The sequence below is a fragment of the Candidatus Fukatsuia endosymbiont of Tuberolachnus salignus genome (assembly GCF_964030845.1).
Classification (GTDB): domain Bacteria; phylum Pseudomonadota; class Gammaproteobacteria; order Enterobacterales; family Enterobacteriaceae; genus Fukatsuia; species Fukatsuia symbiotica.
The window spans coordinates 621,847-637,562 of the sequence record NZ_OZ034983.1 but is presented as its reverse complement, the minus strand read 5'-3'; the positions used below and the strand labels follow the sequence as shown (position 1 = coordinate 637,562).

15 protein-coding genes are annotated in these 15,716 nt (G+C 40.1%); 9 read left to right on the top strand and 6 right to left on the bottom strand.

Annotated features, from left to right (window positions below; genetic code table 11):
- The first annotated feature begins 30 nt into the window (after window positions 1-30).
- On the top strand, window positions 31-333 hold the full coding sequence (locus tag AAHH42_RS03250) for a DUF1496 domain-containing protein (protein ID WP_072549919.1): 303 nt from the start codon (window positions 31-33) through the stop codon (window positions 331-333).
- Window positions 334-337: 4 nt separating this feature from the next.
- On the opposite strand, the gene xthA is transcribed toward AAHH42_RS03250, so the two are convergent.
- A complete protein-coding gene (gene xthA, locus AAHH42_RS03245) occupies window positions 338-1,144 on the bottom strand; it encodes an exodeoxyribonuclease III (protein WP_072549915.1) in 807 nt (268 codons plus the stop codon).
- Window positions 1,145-1,870: 726 nt separating this feature from the next.
- Here xthA and AAHH42_RS03240 point away from each other — a divergent pair.
- From AAHH42_RS03240 to AAHH42_RS03230, 3 genes are all read left to right on the top strand, one after another.
- Complete coding sequence (locus tag AAHH42_RS03240) at window positions 1,871-2,746, top strand: LysR family transcriptional regulator (RefSeq protein WP_342221672.1); 876 nt, start codon at window positions 1,871-1,873, stop codon at window positions 2,744-2,746.
- A gap of 426 nt (window positions 2,747-3,172) precedes the next feature.
- Entirely contained in the window at window positions 3,173-4,186 is a 1,014-nt protein-coding gene (gene rssB / locus AAHH42_RS03235; RefSeq protein WP_072549913.1) for a two-component system response regulator RssB, read from the top strand.
- A gap of 201 nt (window positions 4,187-4,387) precedes the next feature.
- Window positions 4,388-5,734: a UDP-glucose/GDP-mannose dehydrogenase family protein gene (locus tag AAHH42_RS03230; RefSeq protein ID WP_342221671.1), complete on the top strand. Its 1,347-nt coding sequence runs from the start codon at window positions 4,388-4,390 to the stop codon at window positions 5,732-5,734.
- A 111-nt stretch (window positions 5,735-5,845) separates the two neighbouring features.
- Here AAHH42_RS03230 and AAHH42_RS03225 read toward each other — a convergent pair whose 3' ends face one another.
- Window positions 5,846-6,256, bottom strand: coding sequence for an H-NS family nucleoid-associated regulatory protein (locus AAHH42_RS03225; protein ID WP_072549918.1), 411 nt, complete (start codon window positions 6,254-6,256; stop codon window positions 5,846-5,848).
- A gap of 734 nt (window positions 6,257-6,990) precedes the next feature.
- Here AAHH42_RS03225 and oppB point away from each other — a divergent pair.
- The 4 genes from oppB to oppF are packed head-to-tail and all read left to right on the top strand — an operon-like array spanning window position 6,991 to window position 10,865.
- Window positions 6,991-7,911, top strand: a complete 921-nt coding sequence (oppB, locus tag AAHH42_RS03220) for an oligopeptide ABC transporter permease OppB (RefSeq protein ID WP_342221670.1) — start codon at window positions 6,991-6,993, stop codon at window positions 7,909-7,911.
- A gap of 41 nt (window positions 7,912-7,952) precedes the next feature.
- A complete protein-coding gene (gene oppC, locus AAHH42_RS03215) occupies window positions 7,953-8,873 on the top strand; it encodes an oligopeptide ABC transporter permease OppC (RefSeq protein WP_072549910.1) in 921 nt (306 codons plus the stop codon).
- Complete coding sequence (gene oppD, locus AAHH42_RS03210) at window positions 8,870-9,883, top strand: oligopeptide ABC transporter ATP-binding protein OppD (RefSeq protein WP_072549909.1); 1,014 nt, start codon at window positions 8,870-8,872, stop codon at window positions 9,881-9,883. The genes oppC and oppD overlap by 4 nt, the downstream gene beginning before the upstream one ends.
- The gene (gene oppF / locus AAHH42_RS03205) at window positions 9,873-10,865 is read left to right on the top strand and encodes a murein tripeptide/oligopeptide ABC transporter ATP binding protein OppF (protein ID WP_425286311.1); all 993 of its coding nucleotides are present in this window, start codon (window positions 9,873-9,875) and stop codon (window positions 10,863-10,865) included. The genes oppD and oppF overlap by 11 nt, the downstream gene beginning before the upstream one ends.
- Window positions 10,866-10,897: 32 nt before the next feature.
- On the opposite strand, the gene cls is transcribed toward oppF, so the two are convergent.
- Entirely contained in the window at window positions 10,898-12,358 is a 1,461-nt protein-coding gene (gene cls / locus AAHH42_RS03200; RefSeq protein ID WP_072549907.1) for a cardiolipin synthase, read from the bottom strand.
- A gap of 340 nt (window positions 12,359-12,698) precedes the next feature.
- Here cls and AAHH42_RS03195 point away from each other — a divergent pair, with 340 nt between their 5' ends.
- Window positions 12,699-13,448: a TonB family protein gene (locus tag AAHH42_RS03195; protein ID WP_072549906.1), complete on the top strand. Its 750-nt coding sequence runs from the start codon at window positions 12,699-12,701 to the stop codon at window positions 13,446-13,448.
- 120 nt (window positions 13,449-13,568) lie between these two features.
- On the opposite strand, the gene AAHH42_RS03190 is transcribed toward AAHH42_RS03195, so the two are convergent.
- The 3 genes from AAHH42_RS03190 to AAHH42_RS03180 form a co-directional block, all read right to left on the bottom strand.
- Window positions 13,569-14,111 carry a septation protein A gene (locus tag AAHH42_RS03190; RefSeq protein ID WP_342221669.1) on the bottom strand — a complete coding sequence of 181 codons (543 nt, stop codon included), beginning with the start codon at window positions 14,109-14,111 and terminating at the stop codon, window positions 13,569-13,571.
- Window positions 14,112-14,180: 69 nt separating this feature from the next.
- Window positions 14,181-14,936, bottom strand: a complete 756-nt coding sequence (locus tag AAHH42_RS03185; RefSeq protein WP_072549904.1) for a YciC family protein — start codon at window positions 14,934-14,936, stop codon at window positions 14,181-14,183.
- A gap of 379 nt (window positions 14,937-15,315) precedes the next feature.
- Window positions 15,316-15,630, bottom strand: a complete 315-nt coding sequence (locus AAHH42_RS03180) for a BON domain-containing protein (protein WP_072549902.1) — start codon at window positions 15,628-15,630, stop codon at window positions 15,316-15,318.
- Window positions 15,631-15,716: the final 86 nt, after the last annotated feature.

The window sequence follows — 15,716 nt, the reverse complement described above, 5'->3', positions numbered from 1 at the left end:
TTGTCAATAGAAGGCACAATAAAAAAATTGATGATAAAAAAAGTGGCATTGTTATGCTTTATTGTATGCACTCTGTTGTTCTCCTCAGTAGCTTCTGCGGTTGAAGGTAACAACGTTAACCTCGTGGTCCCGTTGCCTGCCGAACTTTTGAAAAACCCGGTGACAACTAATAGCAACAATAGTAATCCTTGTATTCGTTGCTGTGTCTATCAAAATCAAAGTTATACCGAAGGCGCAATATTACAAATACCAGGTGGTATATCACTACAGTGCACACGGGATAAAAATAGTGTCAGGACGAATCCACTCATTTGGCAACGGCTAACTCACTAGTTGTTCAAAAAGCGAATTCCGACCATACGGGAGCATGATCAGAGGGCTTTTCCATGCCCCTGATCTGATAATCAATACCCGTTGCGATGCAATGTTCTGCTAAGGGATGACTCGCCAATAATAGATCAATACGCAGTCCACGGTTTTCATCGAAGCCACGTGAACGATAATCAAACCAGGAAAATCTATCGTTACATTCAGGATATTTTGTACGAAAGGTGTCAATCAACCCCCAATTTTGCAAGCGAGCTAACCAATCACGTTCCTCCGGTAAAAAAGCACATTTTCCGCTACGTAACCAGCGCTTACGATTTTCTTCACCAATACCAATATCCTGTTCTGTCGGGCTGATATTTAGATCGCCCATAATTAAAACCTGAGAGTCATCAGAAAGATATTGTTCCAAATAATTCTGTAAATCACCGTAAAATTTTTCTTTGGCTGGAAATTTGGTAGGGTGATCACGGTTTTCTCCCTGTGGAAAATAACCATTAATTACCGTTAAGATGCCTCTTGGTGTCTGCAAATCAACCATAATAATACGGCGTTGCGCATCATCGGCGTCGGTAGGGAAGCCACGTCGTACAGCTAGCGGCGGCTGTCTGGTTAACAGTGCAACGCCGTAATGTCCTTTTTGTCCATGATAAAACACGTGATATCCATGTTGGCTAACCTCCTCCAAGGGAAACATATCGTCATGAACTTTAGTTTCCTGTAGGCCAATCACATCAGGTTGGTGCTGTGTAACAATTGCTGCGAGTTGATGGGGGCGGGCTCGTAACCCATTAATATTGAAAGAAACGAATTTCATTCTTGCGGCCGTTTTTTAGTATAAATGTGCCCGAATGCTAACAGATATTTGATCAAAATGTTATCCGCGCAAGATTCCCTAGAGAGGTAACTTAAATCTTAATGGTATTAAATTGCCTGTAATGCTTCGAAAGCTTACATGAATTTTGCACAGATTTTATCAGGAGAAAAAAAGAGAAATTTATTTTTAAAGAAAAAAAACCAGACTAAATTGCAATATATCCAGGTAACAGATTGTAATATAAAATTTTCTATATTAACTCTTTGATATTCTATAACGAATTTCATCAATTTTTTTGTTGAAATTTTTACCATTTTTTGCAAAACAAAAAATTTATGCCCTAAAGAAGTACCAAATAAAATTTATTAGCACATCATACAGTAATTTCAATTAACGATTATTGTCACATCCCAGCCAAAAAATAACTGTTAAAAATCATAGTATTATATTAATAAATTTGTTAAAAATTAGTTTCATTGTGGCTTTATATGAGAATTTAATAGATTTTGATTAACACGCTAGGATTTAAATTTATTATTTTTACAATAGTGTGGTTTTTTACAGTATTGAAATTTATTTCAATAGAGATTCCACAATTCGAAAATTTCATTTTTTAATCTAAAGGATGATTTTATTACTTGATTATACAAATCGGAGTGGATGATCTGTTTTGTTAAAGCTATAAACATAAAATATTTTTCACAACAAAAAGAGGATTGGTGAATTATGTTTTTCTCAATTTTTTCAATAAAACTTGAAGCATTTATGAAAGTGGCTAAATATGGATCAATAAGTCAGGCAGCTAGGGAGATGAACCGAACAACACCACCCGTAGCAAAAGGTGTTAAAGATTTCGAGTGCTGTATGGGGAAAAAATTATTTATAAGAGAAAAATTTGGTATGAGACTAACTAACGAAGGTACTATTCTCTACAATGATTTAAAAGGGTTGTACCAGGAAGCAAAAGAGATTACAAAAAAATATGCGACTGATAATTTTACCAACACGGTAAATATATATTATGACTGGGGAAAATCAAAAATTTTAAGCGCAATATTCAAAGAGGCAAAAAGGAATAATATAGAGCCTAATATCCTTGGAATGAACGTTGAAAATGCCACTGACCTCCCTGATTATGATGGTAACATATTGATTATAACGTCAGAAAAAATAATATGTGATAAATTTTCATTAATAAGAGAAGTACAGGGTTTTGCTATTGGTGTCTATGCAAAGAAAGATATCATTAATAAAAGTAAGGACGTTATGAGTTTGCTGCACGATAATATATGGCTATGTAATCCTATTTTATATAAAAGTAAATTTATCAAATCGCTTAAAGAACAGGTACCCAATCATGTTTCCAATAATAAGATAACCCAAGTCGATAACACAGCATGTTGTTCAGAATTTATGCACGAAGGGAACTACATATTTATCACTAATTCTACTATTGATGACTTTGATCGGGATGCTACGCTGACCTTTGTACCCTTTACCAAGGAAATTTTCAGTGAAAATAATCTTTATTTTTACCAGTCAAAATCACCCTCAAGTGCGCTAAATAAGCTTATTGATTATGTTAAAAATGTCAATCTATAGTTTTTAATAAAACAACCAATTGCACGACTTTTGTGCGCCAGGGGACCTTGTTTTGAAATCATAGTACGAGAGTGTATTCCATTTTTTAACCAGTTATAAATTAATTGATATTACGGTTGTATCGGATTTATTTACCTAAAATTAAAGATTGTCAATTAATAGAATAGCTGTTTACTAAAAATGTTTTAACATGGTTACTACTTCATCCAAGGTATTTACCAAGGATTATTATTTAATCACCAAAATCTAATCAAACCATCGGTATAACATGCTGAATTGATAAAATAAGAGTGATAATTACTTCTTATAAAAAATGCAAAGAAGATCGCAATGTGAGAAAAAAACTGGGGTCATGCCACATTGTGGCAAGCACAAGTGCTCATTTTGAGCCACTATTTACAGTAAGCAGGGTAAGAGAGGCTATCCGTGGAAAAGCCATTAATAAATAAAAAAATTTTAATCGTGGAGGACGAAATTGTTTTTCGCTCAGTATTGGCTGGTTATTTAAGCTCACTTGGTGCTTCTATATATCAGGCGGTTAATGGGCGGGAAGCATTGAGAGTACTCGACGAGCATGCCCTAGATCTGATCCTTTGTGATCTGACTATGTCAGAGATGGGTGGGATTGAATTTGTCGAATGTCTGTTAGCACAGGGGATAAAAATTCCGGTGTTGATTATTTCTGCAACGGATAAAATGACAGATATCGCTCAGGTATTACGCCTGGGAGTCAAGGATGTACTGCTAAAACCTATAGTAGATCTTGCACGTTTACGTGAAGCAGTATTAGCCTGCCTTTATTCTGACTTGTTTACTTCCCCAGCCCTTGAAAGAAGGGAACTTGATCAGGACTGGGACGAATTACGTAAAGATCCTCAAAAAGCGGCTCAATTATTGCTTCAACTCCAGCCACCACTGCAACAAACAATGGCTCAATGCAAAATCCGTTATCGACAATTGACTGCCGTGGAGCAGCCGGGTTTGGTACTTGATATCGCTGCATTATCTAATAACGAATTAGCATTTTATTGCCTGGATATTACCAAAGCCGGTAATAACGGTGTATTAGCCGCCCTGTTGTTACGTGTATTATTTAACGGTGTTTTACAGGAGCATTTAGCACAACAAAAACGACGTTTGCCACAAATGACGGCATTGCTGCAACAGCTGAATCAATTGTTACGCCGCACACATCTTGATGGCCAGTTCCCCTTGTTACTCGGATATTATCATTCTGAATACAAAAATCTTAGCCTGATTTCTGCCGGTTTACAGGCCAGTATCAATATCGGAAAAAACAAAATTCAGCTGGACAATGGAATGCCACTAGGTACCTTAAATACAGCCTACCTGAAGCAGATTAGCCAAGATTGTGCATCTTGGGAGTGTCAGGTACGGGGTGGTGGCAGTGGTTTGCGGTTGACGCTTTCCACACTCTGAAAATAACCCTTCCTGAAAAGTGTAGCGCTTCTTTGCAATTCTCTTTCCACAACGTTATAACGGCAAAAATAATATCCGCCACTGACGAGCGGGCACGACCCAGTCGATAGCAACTCTATGTACTTTAAAGGCTAACTGATATAGTCTCGCCGCTTTATGGCGCTATGATAGCCGTGGATTTTACTATTTAGGACAGAAACCATGAAAGTAACAGTTTTTGGCGTTGGTTATGTGGGATTGGTTCAGGCAGCAGTATTAGCAGAAGTAGGACATGATGTATTCTGTATCGATGTCGATGCTGAAAAAATAGCAAAGCTGCAAGGAGGTCAGATTGATATTTATGAACCAGCGTTGGCTCCTTTAGTACAAAATAACGTTGCTGCGGGTAGATTGTGTTTTTCTACCGATGAAGCAGCCGGTGTTGCACATGGTATTATCCAGTTCATTGCTGTCGGTACACCTCCTAATGAAAATGGCACTGCCGATCTGCAATATGTTATGCAAGTGGCTGAAACCATCGCTAACCACATGAATGATCGCAAAGTTGTCATTGATAAATCAACAGTTCCGGTAGGTACGGCAGATAAAGTCCGTACTGTAATAGAGACGATTTTACAGCAACGTGGTCAAAAGATTTCTTTCGACGTAGTATCCAACCCCGAATTTTTAAAAGAAGGGGCAGCAGTTGCTGACTGTCGGCGCCCAGAACGCATTGTTATTGGCAGTGATAATAAGGAAGTGCTTGAGTTAATCCGTGAATTGTATGAGCCCTTTAATCGCAATCATGATCGCATGATATTGATGGATATACGTAGTGCTGAGCTGACTAAATATGCGGCTAACTGTATGCTGGCCACTAAAATTAGTTTTATGAATGAAATGGCTAACCTGGCTGAGTTATTCGGTGCTGATATTGAAAAAGTGCGTCAAGGGATTGGTTCAGACTCACGCATCGGTCATCACTTTATCTATTCTGGTTGTGGTTATGGTGGTTCCTGTTTTCCCAAAGATGTCCAGGCATTGATTCGAACAGCTGAAAATAATGCTTATCAACCTAAATTGTTACAGGCTGTTCAAGCCGTTAATAACCAGCAGAAATATAAATTGACGCAATTTATTTTTCAGCATTTTGGTCACCCATTGACAAACAAAATATTTGCACTTTGGGGACTCGCTTTCAAACCTAATACGGATGACATGCGTGAAGCACCTAGCCGTATCGTGATGGAAACCCTATGGAAAGCCGGTGCTATTATTCACGCTTATGATCCTGAGGCAATGAATGAAGCCGCACGTATTTATGGGAAGCGTAAAGATCTCCAATTGATGAAGACTAAGGAAGCTGCCTTACAGGGAGCTGAGGCACTGATTATTTGTACTGAATGGCAGAATTTCCGAGCACCCGATTTTGGCATGATAAAAAATAAATTACGGCAACCCGTTATTTTTGACGGCCGTAATTTATACGATCCAGAACGACTACATAGCCAAGAGTTTATTTATTATGCCATTGGTAGAGGCGCATCAGTTAAGCCGCTAATGAAATAAAATCCAATTTAGATGAAATTGATTAAACGACAAAATACTCGGAACGCGATAAAAAAAACCCTCCCGATTGAGGAGGGTATTTTTTATCGCGTAAAAACAGACAACATAATATTATTTGATCTGATAGTCTTCCAGCGACTTGCCTTGTTCTAGCCCCTCTTTAATCCCTGCAGGAGTACGTCCCTGACCTGTCCAGGTTTTACTTTCGCCAGTTTTTTCATCAGTATATTTATATTTAGGTGGACGTGGTACACGCTGTTTTTTATTTGTATCTTTGGACGACGCAGTGCCTTGCAGCAATTCAGCAGGTTCAATGCCATCGGCAGCTAACATTTTGAGATATTCAAGCTTTTTATGTGCACGTTCTTCAGATTTTTCCCTCTCTTCCTCTGCTTCTTTACAGCGGTCTTCAACTATAGCACTTAATTTCTCGAAGATTTCTTCCAATGTTTCAAGACTGCATTCACGCGCTTGAGCACGCAGGGTACGTACGTTGTTAAGTGTTTTTAATAATTCGCTCATTAGTCCTAGTCTCAAATTAATAATCATAGTGGGGGCATGCAGATAATAATAGAATGCTACGTTATTTTCTGCAATAGGCAATTTGATTAGCACGATAAAAATGATACTTTTAAAGTGCAATATTTTTGCTCGTTACTAATAAACCCGGAGTATTTACTATTATTTTTTCATTATCAAGCGAAAACACCAGGAAAAACCATAAAATTGTTACAAACTGATACTATATAAAAACATGATTTGTCATTAAGTTACCTGTTCGTGGTAGATATTAGAAGTGAGGAAATTGTAACAGTATGACAAAAGATAAAAATAATGTTCAAAGAAAAATAATCGCCCTGTTTGCTTATTGCTCAGGGAAAATTCTTTTCCCTGACCATTATGCTTCAGCCGACAATAAAAGTAGCAGTTACTTCACTTTTTTTATTGTTTGCTAACGAAATGCTTTATCTCCCTATATTTATCAGTCTATTGTAAATAGCGTCTCAATATTGTTTCACTAATAGGTTACTGAGTATGTGTTTCATTGATAATCATTTTCATTAATATAATTTTTATCAATGAAAATTCTTTGTTAGACTACCGACAAATTTTACAACCAAAAAGTAGAGCTCCAAAGCACCTTTAAGATACTTACTAAACAGTGAATAGATAAGACATGTTAATAAAGTGGCGAGTGCTTCACTGCAACTGGTAATATAAAGTGCTAGTCAAAACGGCAAACACAGGTACTTGCTATGTTACGGTTTATTCTTCGCCGCATTTTGGAAACAATTCCGACACTTTTTATTTTGATTACCTTTTCATTTTTTCTGATGCGATTTGCTCCTGGTAGTCCTTTTACCGATGAACGTCATCTTCCTCCAGAAGTGATGGCCAACATCGAAGCAAAATATCATTTCAATGATCCCATTTATAAGCAATATTTCAGTTATTTACTTCAATTAGCACAAGGTGATTTAGGCCCTTCGTTTAAATACAAAGATTATACGGTCAATACTTTAGTCGTTTCTTCTTTTCCAGTATCGGCAAAACTCGGAGGCGTGGCATTTTTATTCGCGGTAATTTGTGGCATTAGTGCAGGTGTAGTTGCTGCTCTTAAGCAAAATACAGTATGGGATTATACCGTCATGGGATTAGCCATGACGGGTGTAGTTATCCCAAGTTTTGTGGTTGCTCCATTATTGGTCTTGGTGTTTGCTATTATATTGCAATGGCTACCTGCGGGTGGTTGGAATGGTGGCTCACCACAATTTATTATTTTGCCTATGGTTGCGTTATCTCTTTCTTATATTGCGAGTATTGCACGTATTACCCGTGGTTCGATGATTGAAGTGTTACATGCAAATTTTATTCGTACTGCGCGGGCTAAAGGCATACCATTACGTATTATTGTGTTACGCCATGCGTTGAAACCAGCTTTGTTGCCAGTACTTTCGTATATGGCACCGGCTTTTGTTGGTATTATTACCGGTTCGATGGTAATTGAGACCATTTTTGGTTTGCCGGGTATTGGGCAGTTGTTTGTCAACGGTGCATTAAACCGTGATTATTCATTAGTTCTTAGCTTGACGATTTTACTAGGAAGCTTAACTATTTTATTTAATGCGATTGTTGATGTGTTATATGCTGCTATCGATCCAAAAATCCGTTATTAATCTACGGTTTCGCAAACAATTTATTAAAATATAGGGCACCGATGTTAAGTAAAAAAAATATTACCACGCTGGATATTTTTAATGACAGCCCTAATGTGGTCGGACGCAGTCTGTGGCAGGATGCTCGCCGTCGTTTTCTACATAATCGTGCCACAATGGTCAGTTTGTCTGTTCTCATGTTAGTTACTTTTTTTGTTATCCTGGTGCCACTGTTTGCTCAGTTTACCTATGACGATATTGATTGGGATAGCATCGCCACAGCACCGAATTTTGATAACGGTCATTATTTCGGTACTGATTTGTCTGGACGGGATTTGCTAGTACGCATGGCTATAGGTGGTCGTATCTCGTTATTGGTTGGGCTGGCCTCTGCGGTGATCGCCGTGATCGTCGGCACCTTATATGGCTCACTTTCTGGTTATCTAGGTGGGAAAATAGATTCATTGATGATGCGCCTACTGGAAATTCTTAATTCCTTTCCGTTTGTATTTTTCGTGATCTTGTTAGTGACTTTTTTTGGTCAGAATATTTTGCTTACTTTTGTCGCTATCGGCATGGTTTCCTGGCTCGATATGGCGCGTATTGTACGAGGTCAAACATTAAGTCTGAAACGTAAATCATTCATCGAAGCGGCAGTGATCGGCGGTGTTTCCACACGCCGTATCATATTACGTCACATTGTGCCAAATCTACTGGGTTTGGTGGTGGTCTACGCTTCATTACTGGTGCCAGGAATGATCCTGTTTGAATCTTTTCTAAGTTTTCTCGGTTTGGGCACTCAGGAACCTTTGACGAGTTGGGGGGCATTGTTAAGTGATGGCGTGAGTGCAATTGAAGTAGCACCGTGGTTACTGCTGTTCCCAGCCGCTTTTTTGATAGTGACGCTGTTTTGTTTTAACTTTATCGGCGATGGTTTACGTGACACCCTCGATCCCAGAGATCACACTGGAGTGGCACGATGATAACTACAGCTGATCATTCATCCAGCACCTCATCGGTATTACTTAAAGTGACGGATCTTAGGGTCACCTTTTCGACAACTGACGGTAATGTAACGGCAGTGGATAATCTTAATTTTGATTTATCTTCAGGAGAAACACTCGGGATTGTTGGTGAGTCGGGTGCGGGTAAATCACAAACTGCCTTTGCTTTAATGGGGTTGCTGGCTTCTAACGCTCAGGTTGCCGGATCGGCTCAGTTTAATGGCCGTGAGCTCTTGAATTTGCCGGAGAAAAAGCTCAACCGAATGCGGGCGAAAGATATCGCCATGATTTTTCAAGATCCAATGAATTCATTGAATCCCTATATGCGCGTCGGTAAACAATTAACAGAGGTTTTGCGTCTACACAAAAAGATAAGTCACAGTGAAGCAATTGAAGAATCAATCCGTATGCTCGATGCCGTTAAAGTATCAGAAGCGCGTAAGCGTATGCGTATGTATCCCCATGAATTTTCGGGAGGGATGTGTCAACGGGTGATGATCGCCATGGCGTTGTTGTGCAACCCTAAGTTATTGATTGCAGATGAACCAACCACAGCATTGGATGTAACAGTACAAGCACAAATAATAGCCTTACTCAATGATCTAAAACATGAATTTAATACAGCAATGATTATGATCACCCATGATCTCGGCGTAGTTGCCGCGACTTGCGATAAAGTATTGGTGATGTATGCGGGGAGAATCATGGAATATGGACAGACACGAGACATTTTTTACCGTCCAGGCCACCCGTATTCTATTGGTTTACTCAATGCCGTTCCGCGCTTAAATACAAAAAGCGACTCTTTGATCACCATCCCTGGTGATCCGCCGAATCTGTTGCATTTACCCAAGGGCTGTCCATTCCAGCCACGTTGCCAATATGCTATGGAACGCTGCTCGACGACGATCCCTTCATTGGAACATTTTGGTTCAGGCCGTTTACGAGCCTGTTTTAAACCCGTTGAAGGTAAGTATTGTGGCAGATAAAAAATTATTACTCGAAATAACTGATCTGCAAGTTTATTTTAATATTAAAGACAATACACAGTGGTTCTGGCAACCGGCTAAAACATTAAAAGCAGTTGATGGCATGACCTTGAATCTCTATCAAGGGGAAACCTTAGGAATAGTTGGTGAATCTGGCTGTGGCAAGTCTACCCTTGCTCGGGCAATTATTGGCCTGGTTAAAACCAGCGGAGGCAGTGTGACCTGGTTAGGTAAAAATCTGCCTAGTATGACGGCCACTGAATGGCGTACCGTTCGTCGTGATATTCAAATGATATTTCAGGATCCGGTTGCTTCTTTAAATCCACGGATGACTATCGGCGAGATAATCGCCGAGCCGCTACGTACTTATCATCCGCAAATGTCACGTCAAAAAATGCAAGATAACGTTAAGGCGATGATGTTAAAGGTTGGTTTATTGTCTAATCTTATCAATCGTTATCCTCATGAATTCTCCGGTGGTCAATGCCAGCGTATTGGTATTGCTCGCGCACTGATCCTGCAACCTAAACTAGTGATATGTGATGAGCCTGTATCAGCACTGGATGTATCTATTCAAGCACAGGTGGTTAACTTATTACAAAAATTACAACAGGATATGGGATTATCATTGATCTTTATCTCTCATGACTTGTCTGTGGTTAAGCATATTTCCGATCGCGTATTAGTGATGTATCTAGGGCATACAGTAGAACTAGGGAGTTGTGATCAGATATACCATAATCCACAACATCCTTATACCAAAGCACTGATGTCAGCGATGCTGATCCCTGATCCAGATAAAGAACGCGCAAAAAAAACCCAGTTATTGGCAGGTGAACTTCCCTCGCCGATCGACCCACCTTCTGGCTGTGTGTTCCATACACGTTGCCCAATTGCGACAGCAGAATGTGTTAAAACACGACCAACACTAGCGGAGAATTTTCGTCATGCGGTCGCTTGCCTTAAGGTTAAAATAGATTAAGAACCTATTCGAAGAAGAAACGGCATGGTGTGTCATAGTAATGGACTAAAGAAATAAAAGAGCCGTTCAGTCACTCGATATCTGACAGAACGTTTCGCCCATTGCTCTGCATCGAGCAGAACCGAACGTGCCATATAATCATCCTGAACCCTTGCTAAATCGCTACCGAAAGCAGCATCATCGACCAACAAGGTAATCTCAAAATTTAACCACAGGCTACGCATATCCAAATTAGCGGTACCGACCAAACTCAGTTGCCCATCAACCAACACGCTTTTACTGTGTAATAAACCGTCTTCGAATTGATAAATTTTTACTCCTGACTCCAGCAGTTCAGCAAAAAACGAGCGGCTTGCCCAACGCACCATCATAGAATCGTTATTACGGGGTACAATGATGTTAACATCAACCCCCCGGTGCGCGGCGGTACAGATAGCATGTAGTAGATCGTCACTGGGAACAAAATAAGGTGTGGTCATAATCAACTGCCGACGTGCAGCATAAACCGCCGTTAGCAGTGCCTGATGGATCAATTCTTCAGGGAAGCCTGGCCCTGAAGCAATGACCTGAATAATGTGGCTGCTTTTTTGTTCGAAAGGCATGACATTCACATCGGGTGGAGGAGGCAAAATCCGTTTACCTGTTTCGATTTCCCAGTCACAAGCATAGACTACCCCTATAGTTGTAGCGACTGGACCTTCCATCCGAACCATTAAATCAATCCACTGCCCTACACCCGCATTTTGTTTAAAGAAACGCGGATCAACCATGTTCATACTGCCAGTATAGGCAATAAAATTATCAATCAACACAACTTTCCGGTGCTGGCGTAAGTCCATCCGCCGTAAAAAGACACGGAATAGATTAACTTTTAGTGCTTCGACGACTTCAATACCCGCATTACGCATCTTCATAGGAGAAGAACTGCGAAAAAACTGTCGGCTACCAGCAGAATCCAACATCAGCCTACAATGCACTCCGCGGCTCGCGGCAGCTATTAATGATTCAACTACCTGGTCAACTAACCCACCAGATTGCCAAATGTAAAACACCATTTCTATATTATGACGAGCCTGTTCGATATCTTGAATCAATGCCTTGAGGGTGTCATCAGCGTGAGTGAGTAGCTGTAGCTGATTACCTTTAACACCACTAATCCCTTGGCGTCGCTCACACAGTTTAAACAGTGGGATAGCTACTTCACTATTTTGGGTGGCGAAGATATGCTGATAATCTTTTAGTGCTTTTAACCAATTAGCAGTAGAGGGCCACATTGACTTGGCACGTTCAGCACGCCTCTTCCCAAGATGTAATTCACCAAATAAAAAATAAGTGACGATCCCAACCAATGGCAGGATATAGATGATCAACAGCCACGCCATTGCTGAAGGAACAGCACGGCGTTTCATTAGTATTCGTAGTGTTACCCCGGCAACAAGCAACCAGTAACAGAAAAAAGAAAGCCAACTGATTACAGTATAAAACGTGATCATAAGGGCAGCGATCCTATTGGAAAACCAATATTACTGTATTTATCAACAGCAATTAAATAGTGAAACCACCTATCCTATTATTCTTGCATAAATTCCTTAACTTAAAAGAACTTAGATTAATAGACTTCTTGTAAAACCGTAGTTCGTTATGTGAGGTCATAGAGTAAATGAACATTTAAACTCGTTCTTAACGAAGTATCAGCGAGCACAAGAGATTTCGAACAGGTTCTAATAAAAATCTATATTGATTGCGTGATAGTACAGACTAAAGAATAATCCTTATTGAATATGATTGCTATTTACATTTAAACTTAGCAGCATGAGAAAATATCCAGTCACTATGCAGCAAATAAAAATTTTTCCGGACCACCGAATTATATGGCCTGCAATACTCTCCACAGTATTACATGTTAGTCTAATTACAGCATTGCTTTATGTTTCTGTGCAAGATATGCCGATTTTTCCCGACATTACAGAAGTGCCCTCTGCTGTCACCAGAGTGAATATCTCCACTTTTGCGCCGGTTCCTCAATCGCTGTCCGTAACTCAAGCTGTGGTAGGAAAATCGCAGAGCCAATCCCTGAAAGCCACAATCCCCAAGATGACGCAAGCGAAACCTTTGGTGAATGATCCGCTCGTTAAATCGGCACGATCCAAGGTGATCAGTAAAAATGCAGCAGCAAAATCGGTACCGACAGCGTCAACTCTAAAGAACTTAACAACAGTTTCAGAGAATACAACAGCAATCTCAAAGCATTCAGCGACAGCCTCAGGGAATTCAGAAACTGTCTCAGGAGATCCAACAACAATCAAGCCCAAAGCACTCAGCAGAGCTAAACCGGTTTATCCCGCGCGTGCTTGGGCGGCAGGCATTGAAGGTGAAGTTAAAGTGAGGTACGACGTTGATGAAAATGGGTTAGTGATTAATGTGAAGGTATTGCAAGCCACTCCGCGCAATATTTTTGAGCGCGAAGTGAAAAAAGTGATGAAAAAATGGCGTTACGAATCTATTGCGTTCAAGGGCTATGTAATGGTAATTAAATTTAAAATCAATGGGCTATCAATGGCTACTGAAGTCAGCACCAGGTAGCAAACACACCAGGATTTGACCTCAATAGGCATATTTTACTTTGTAATAGACTTCTTGCAAAATCGACTAGATACCGCAAACTACGTGCTGCGAATTTCGCGTTACGGGGTGCTCACAATCCTAAGATTTTTTTTGGCTTTCCGGTACATGACGATAAATATACAGGCCACTCACAATGGTGAATAGCACTGTTAACGCTGTCAAACCAAACACTTTAAAATTCACCCATATATCTTGTGGTAGCCAGAATGCGACATAGACATTGATCGCACCACAACCTAAGAAAAATAATGCCCAGGCCAGATTGAGTTTTGACCACACAATATCAGGCAATGTCAATCCTCGTCCCAACATGCTTTGAATCAGCGGTTTTTTCAGCACCCATTGACTAATTAACAAGGCAGCAGAGAAGAGAACATAAATCACAGTGACTTTCCATTTAATAAATAGATCGCTGTGGAAAGCAAAGGTCAGAGAGCCGAAAACAATGACCATAACCGAGGTGATCAGTGTCATTTTGTCTATTTTGCGATATTTAATCCAGGTAAAAATTAAGGCTAATGATGTGGCCACTACCAATGCAGCGGAAGCGACGAAAATATCGTATGCCTTGTAAAAAACAAAGAACACGATCAATGGGAGAAAATCTAGAAGCTGCTTCATTAAACAATCCATTCATTTGTATATCGCCGACTACAGCGAATGTGATTAAATGCGTAGTCTATCGCAAAATTAACCATTATGTAGCAGCATATGCAGGCGGAATAAGTAGACTAACAGTAGCGTGGATAGCAAATTATTCAGTGTGCTTAATATCACATCCATGATTATGGGTGTGAAGATGGTTACGCGGCTAATTAGTAGCAATAACAATAATTTCGCACTGAACCACAATATCATCGTTGGAGCTATCAAACGTATGTTGGCAAAAGCTAATTTCGCACTGCTTTTAATGGCGGCGAAAATTCCGATTTTTTCATTGGTGATAATGATTGGCGTCAAAGAGACGGCCAAGGCAATGGCAATACCAGGTACAACAAATAATGCCAGTCCAAATTGGATAAATAGTGTACAAATAAATATCAGCAGAGACAAACGTGGTAACGTTGAGAGTGAAAAACCCACTGCCTGCCATGTATTGACGCGATGCCCTTGAGATACCAGTGTCATCAGGGCTAGCATGGCACCGATCAGTAGTACATTGCCTAGCAAGGTTGAAAACGCGGCAGCAGCTGATACTTTGAGCAATACCATCTGCTGCTCAGGCGTCATCAGTTGCACCATCTCTTTGATCCCCATCCCCTTCGATGATCCAAAATCGTTCTTCACTGTACCCAAAATTTTTAATTGCTCAGCATCAGGAATCAATACCTGATTCAGTATGACGGTAATCAAGGCGGTCAGTAACGCTAACAACAGGATGTTGAACAATTGACTGCGCGCAAAATTAAAACTGTCACGGTGCAAGATATTAGCCGTGATCGGCATGTAAGTACTCCTCTGGATTCGAAAATAAAATAATGTTCAGCCAGTGATTATACCCTGTTATGTTTGTTTTTTCTGTGAATTGAGGATAGCGGATAAACTTGCTACGGTTCCGAAAGAAGTCTATTGGAGTTTTTTTTGCGTTTTACGTAAGAACCTGTTCAAAATCGTTGTAAGGGCCTGTTCAGCCTGTTCCAAATCTTCTTGAGCGACGCTCAGACGAGGAAAAAACAGGCGAAGAAGCGCGGTCTACCCTTTGTATACAAAAAAAGGGAGCAAATGAGTATTTTGAGCTCGTTTTTGACAAAATATCAGTGAGCACAAGAGATTTCGAACAGGCTCCAAGCACAATAGCAAGGGGCGAGTTCACCCCCTAGTGCAGTTATTTAACTTGCATTTTATTAGAGACAGATTTCACCCCCGGAACACTACGAGCGATTTTCACTGCTTGGTCGGCAGCCTGTTTTGAAGTCACAAAACCGCTTAATTGTACTCGACGTTTGAAAGTTTCAACCTTAATTTCTGTAGATCTAAAATTCTTTGTCCCGAATAGGGCTGATTTCACTCTAGTGGTGATTACCGTGTCATCAATATAACCGCCAGTACCTTCTGATTTGTTCGTTGGTGCGCAAGACGCTATCGCAAAGGTCAGCATCGTAGTAACACACAATATCGCAAAGATTTTCAAAAGCTTCATAAATTCTTCCTATTTTGAGATGTCGAACAAGATGACAGATCGGGGCTTCACAAAAGGCCGAATCAATTACCCAATGACAGAGATGA

Bases quoted from the DNA above. Each gene is read 5' to 3' on its own strand.
- AAHH42_RS03250 (WP_072549919.1), top strand. From the start codon at position 31: ATGATAAAAAAAGTGGCATTGTTATGCTTTATTGTATGCACTCTGTTG.
- xthA (WP_072549915.1), bottom strand. From the start codon at position 1,144: ATGAAATTCGTTTCTTTCAATATTAATGGGTTACGAGCCCGCCCCCAT.
- AAHH42_RS03240 (WP_342221672.1), top strand. From the start codon at position 1,871: ATGTTTTTCTCAATTTTTTCAATAAAACTTGAAGCATTTATGAAAGTG.
- AAHH42_RS03230 (WP_342221671.1), top strand. From the start codon at position 4,388: ATGAAAGTAACAGTTTTTGGCGTTGGTTATGTGGGATTGGTTCAGGCA.
- AAHH42_RS03225 (WP_072549918.1), bottom strand. From the start codon at position 6,256: ATGAGCGAATTATTAAAAACACTTAACAACGTACGTACCCTGCGTGCT.
- oppB (WP_342221670.1), top strand. From the start codon at position 6,991: ATGTTACGGTTTATTCTTCGCCGCATTTTGGAAACAATTCCGACACTT.
- oppC (WP_072549910.1), top strand. From the start codon at position 7,953: ATGTTAAGTAAAAAAAATATTACCACGCTGGATATTTTTAATGACAGC.
- oppD (WP_072549909.1), top strand. From the start codon at position 8,870: ATGATAACTACAGCTGATCATTCATCCAGCACCTCATCGGTATTACTT.
- cls (WP_072549907.1), bottom strand. From the start codon at position 12,358: ATGATCACGTTTTATACTGTAATCAGTTGGCTTTCTTTTTTCTGTTAC.
- AAHH42_RS03195 (WP_072549906.1), top strand. From the start codon at position 12,699: ATGCAGCAAATAAAAATTTTTCCGGACCACCGAATTATATGGCCTGCA.
- AAHH42_RS03190 (WP_342221669.1), bottom strand. From the start codon at position 14,111: ATGAAGCAGCTTCTAGATTTTCTCCCATTGATCGTGTTCTTTGTTTTT.
- AAHH42_RS03185 (WP_072549904.1), bottom strand. From the start codon at position 14,936: ATGCCGATCACGGCTAATATCTTGCACCGTGACAGTTTTAATTTTGCG.
- AAHH42_RS03180 (WP_072549902.1), bottom strand. From the start codon at position 15,630: ATGAAGCTTTTGAAAATCTTTGCGATATTGTGTGTTACTACGATGCTG.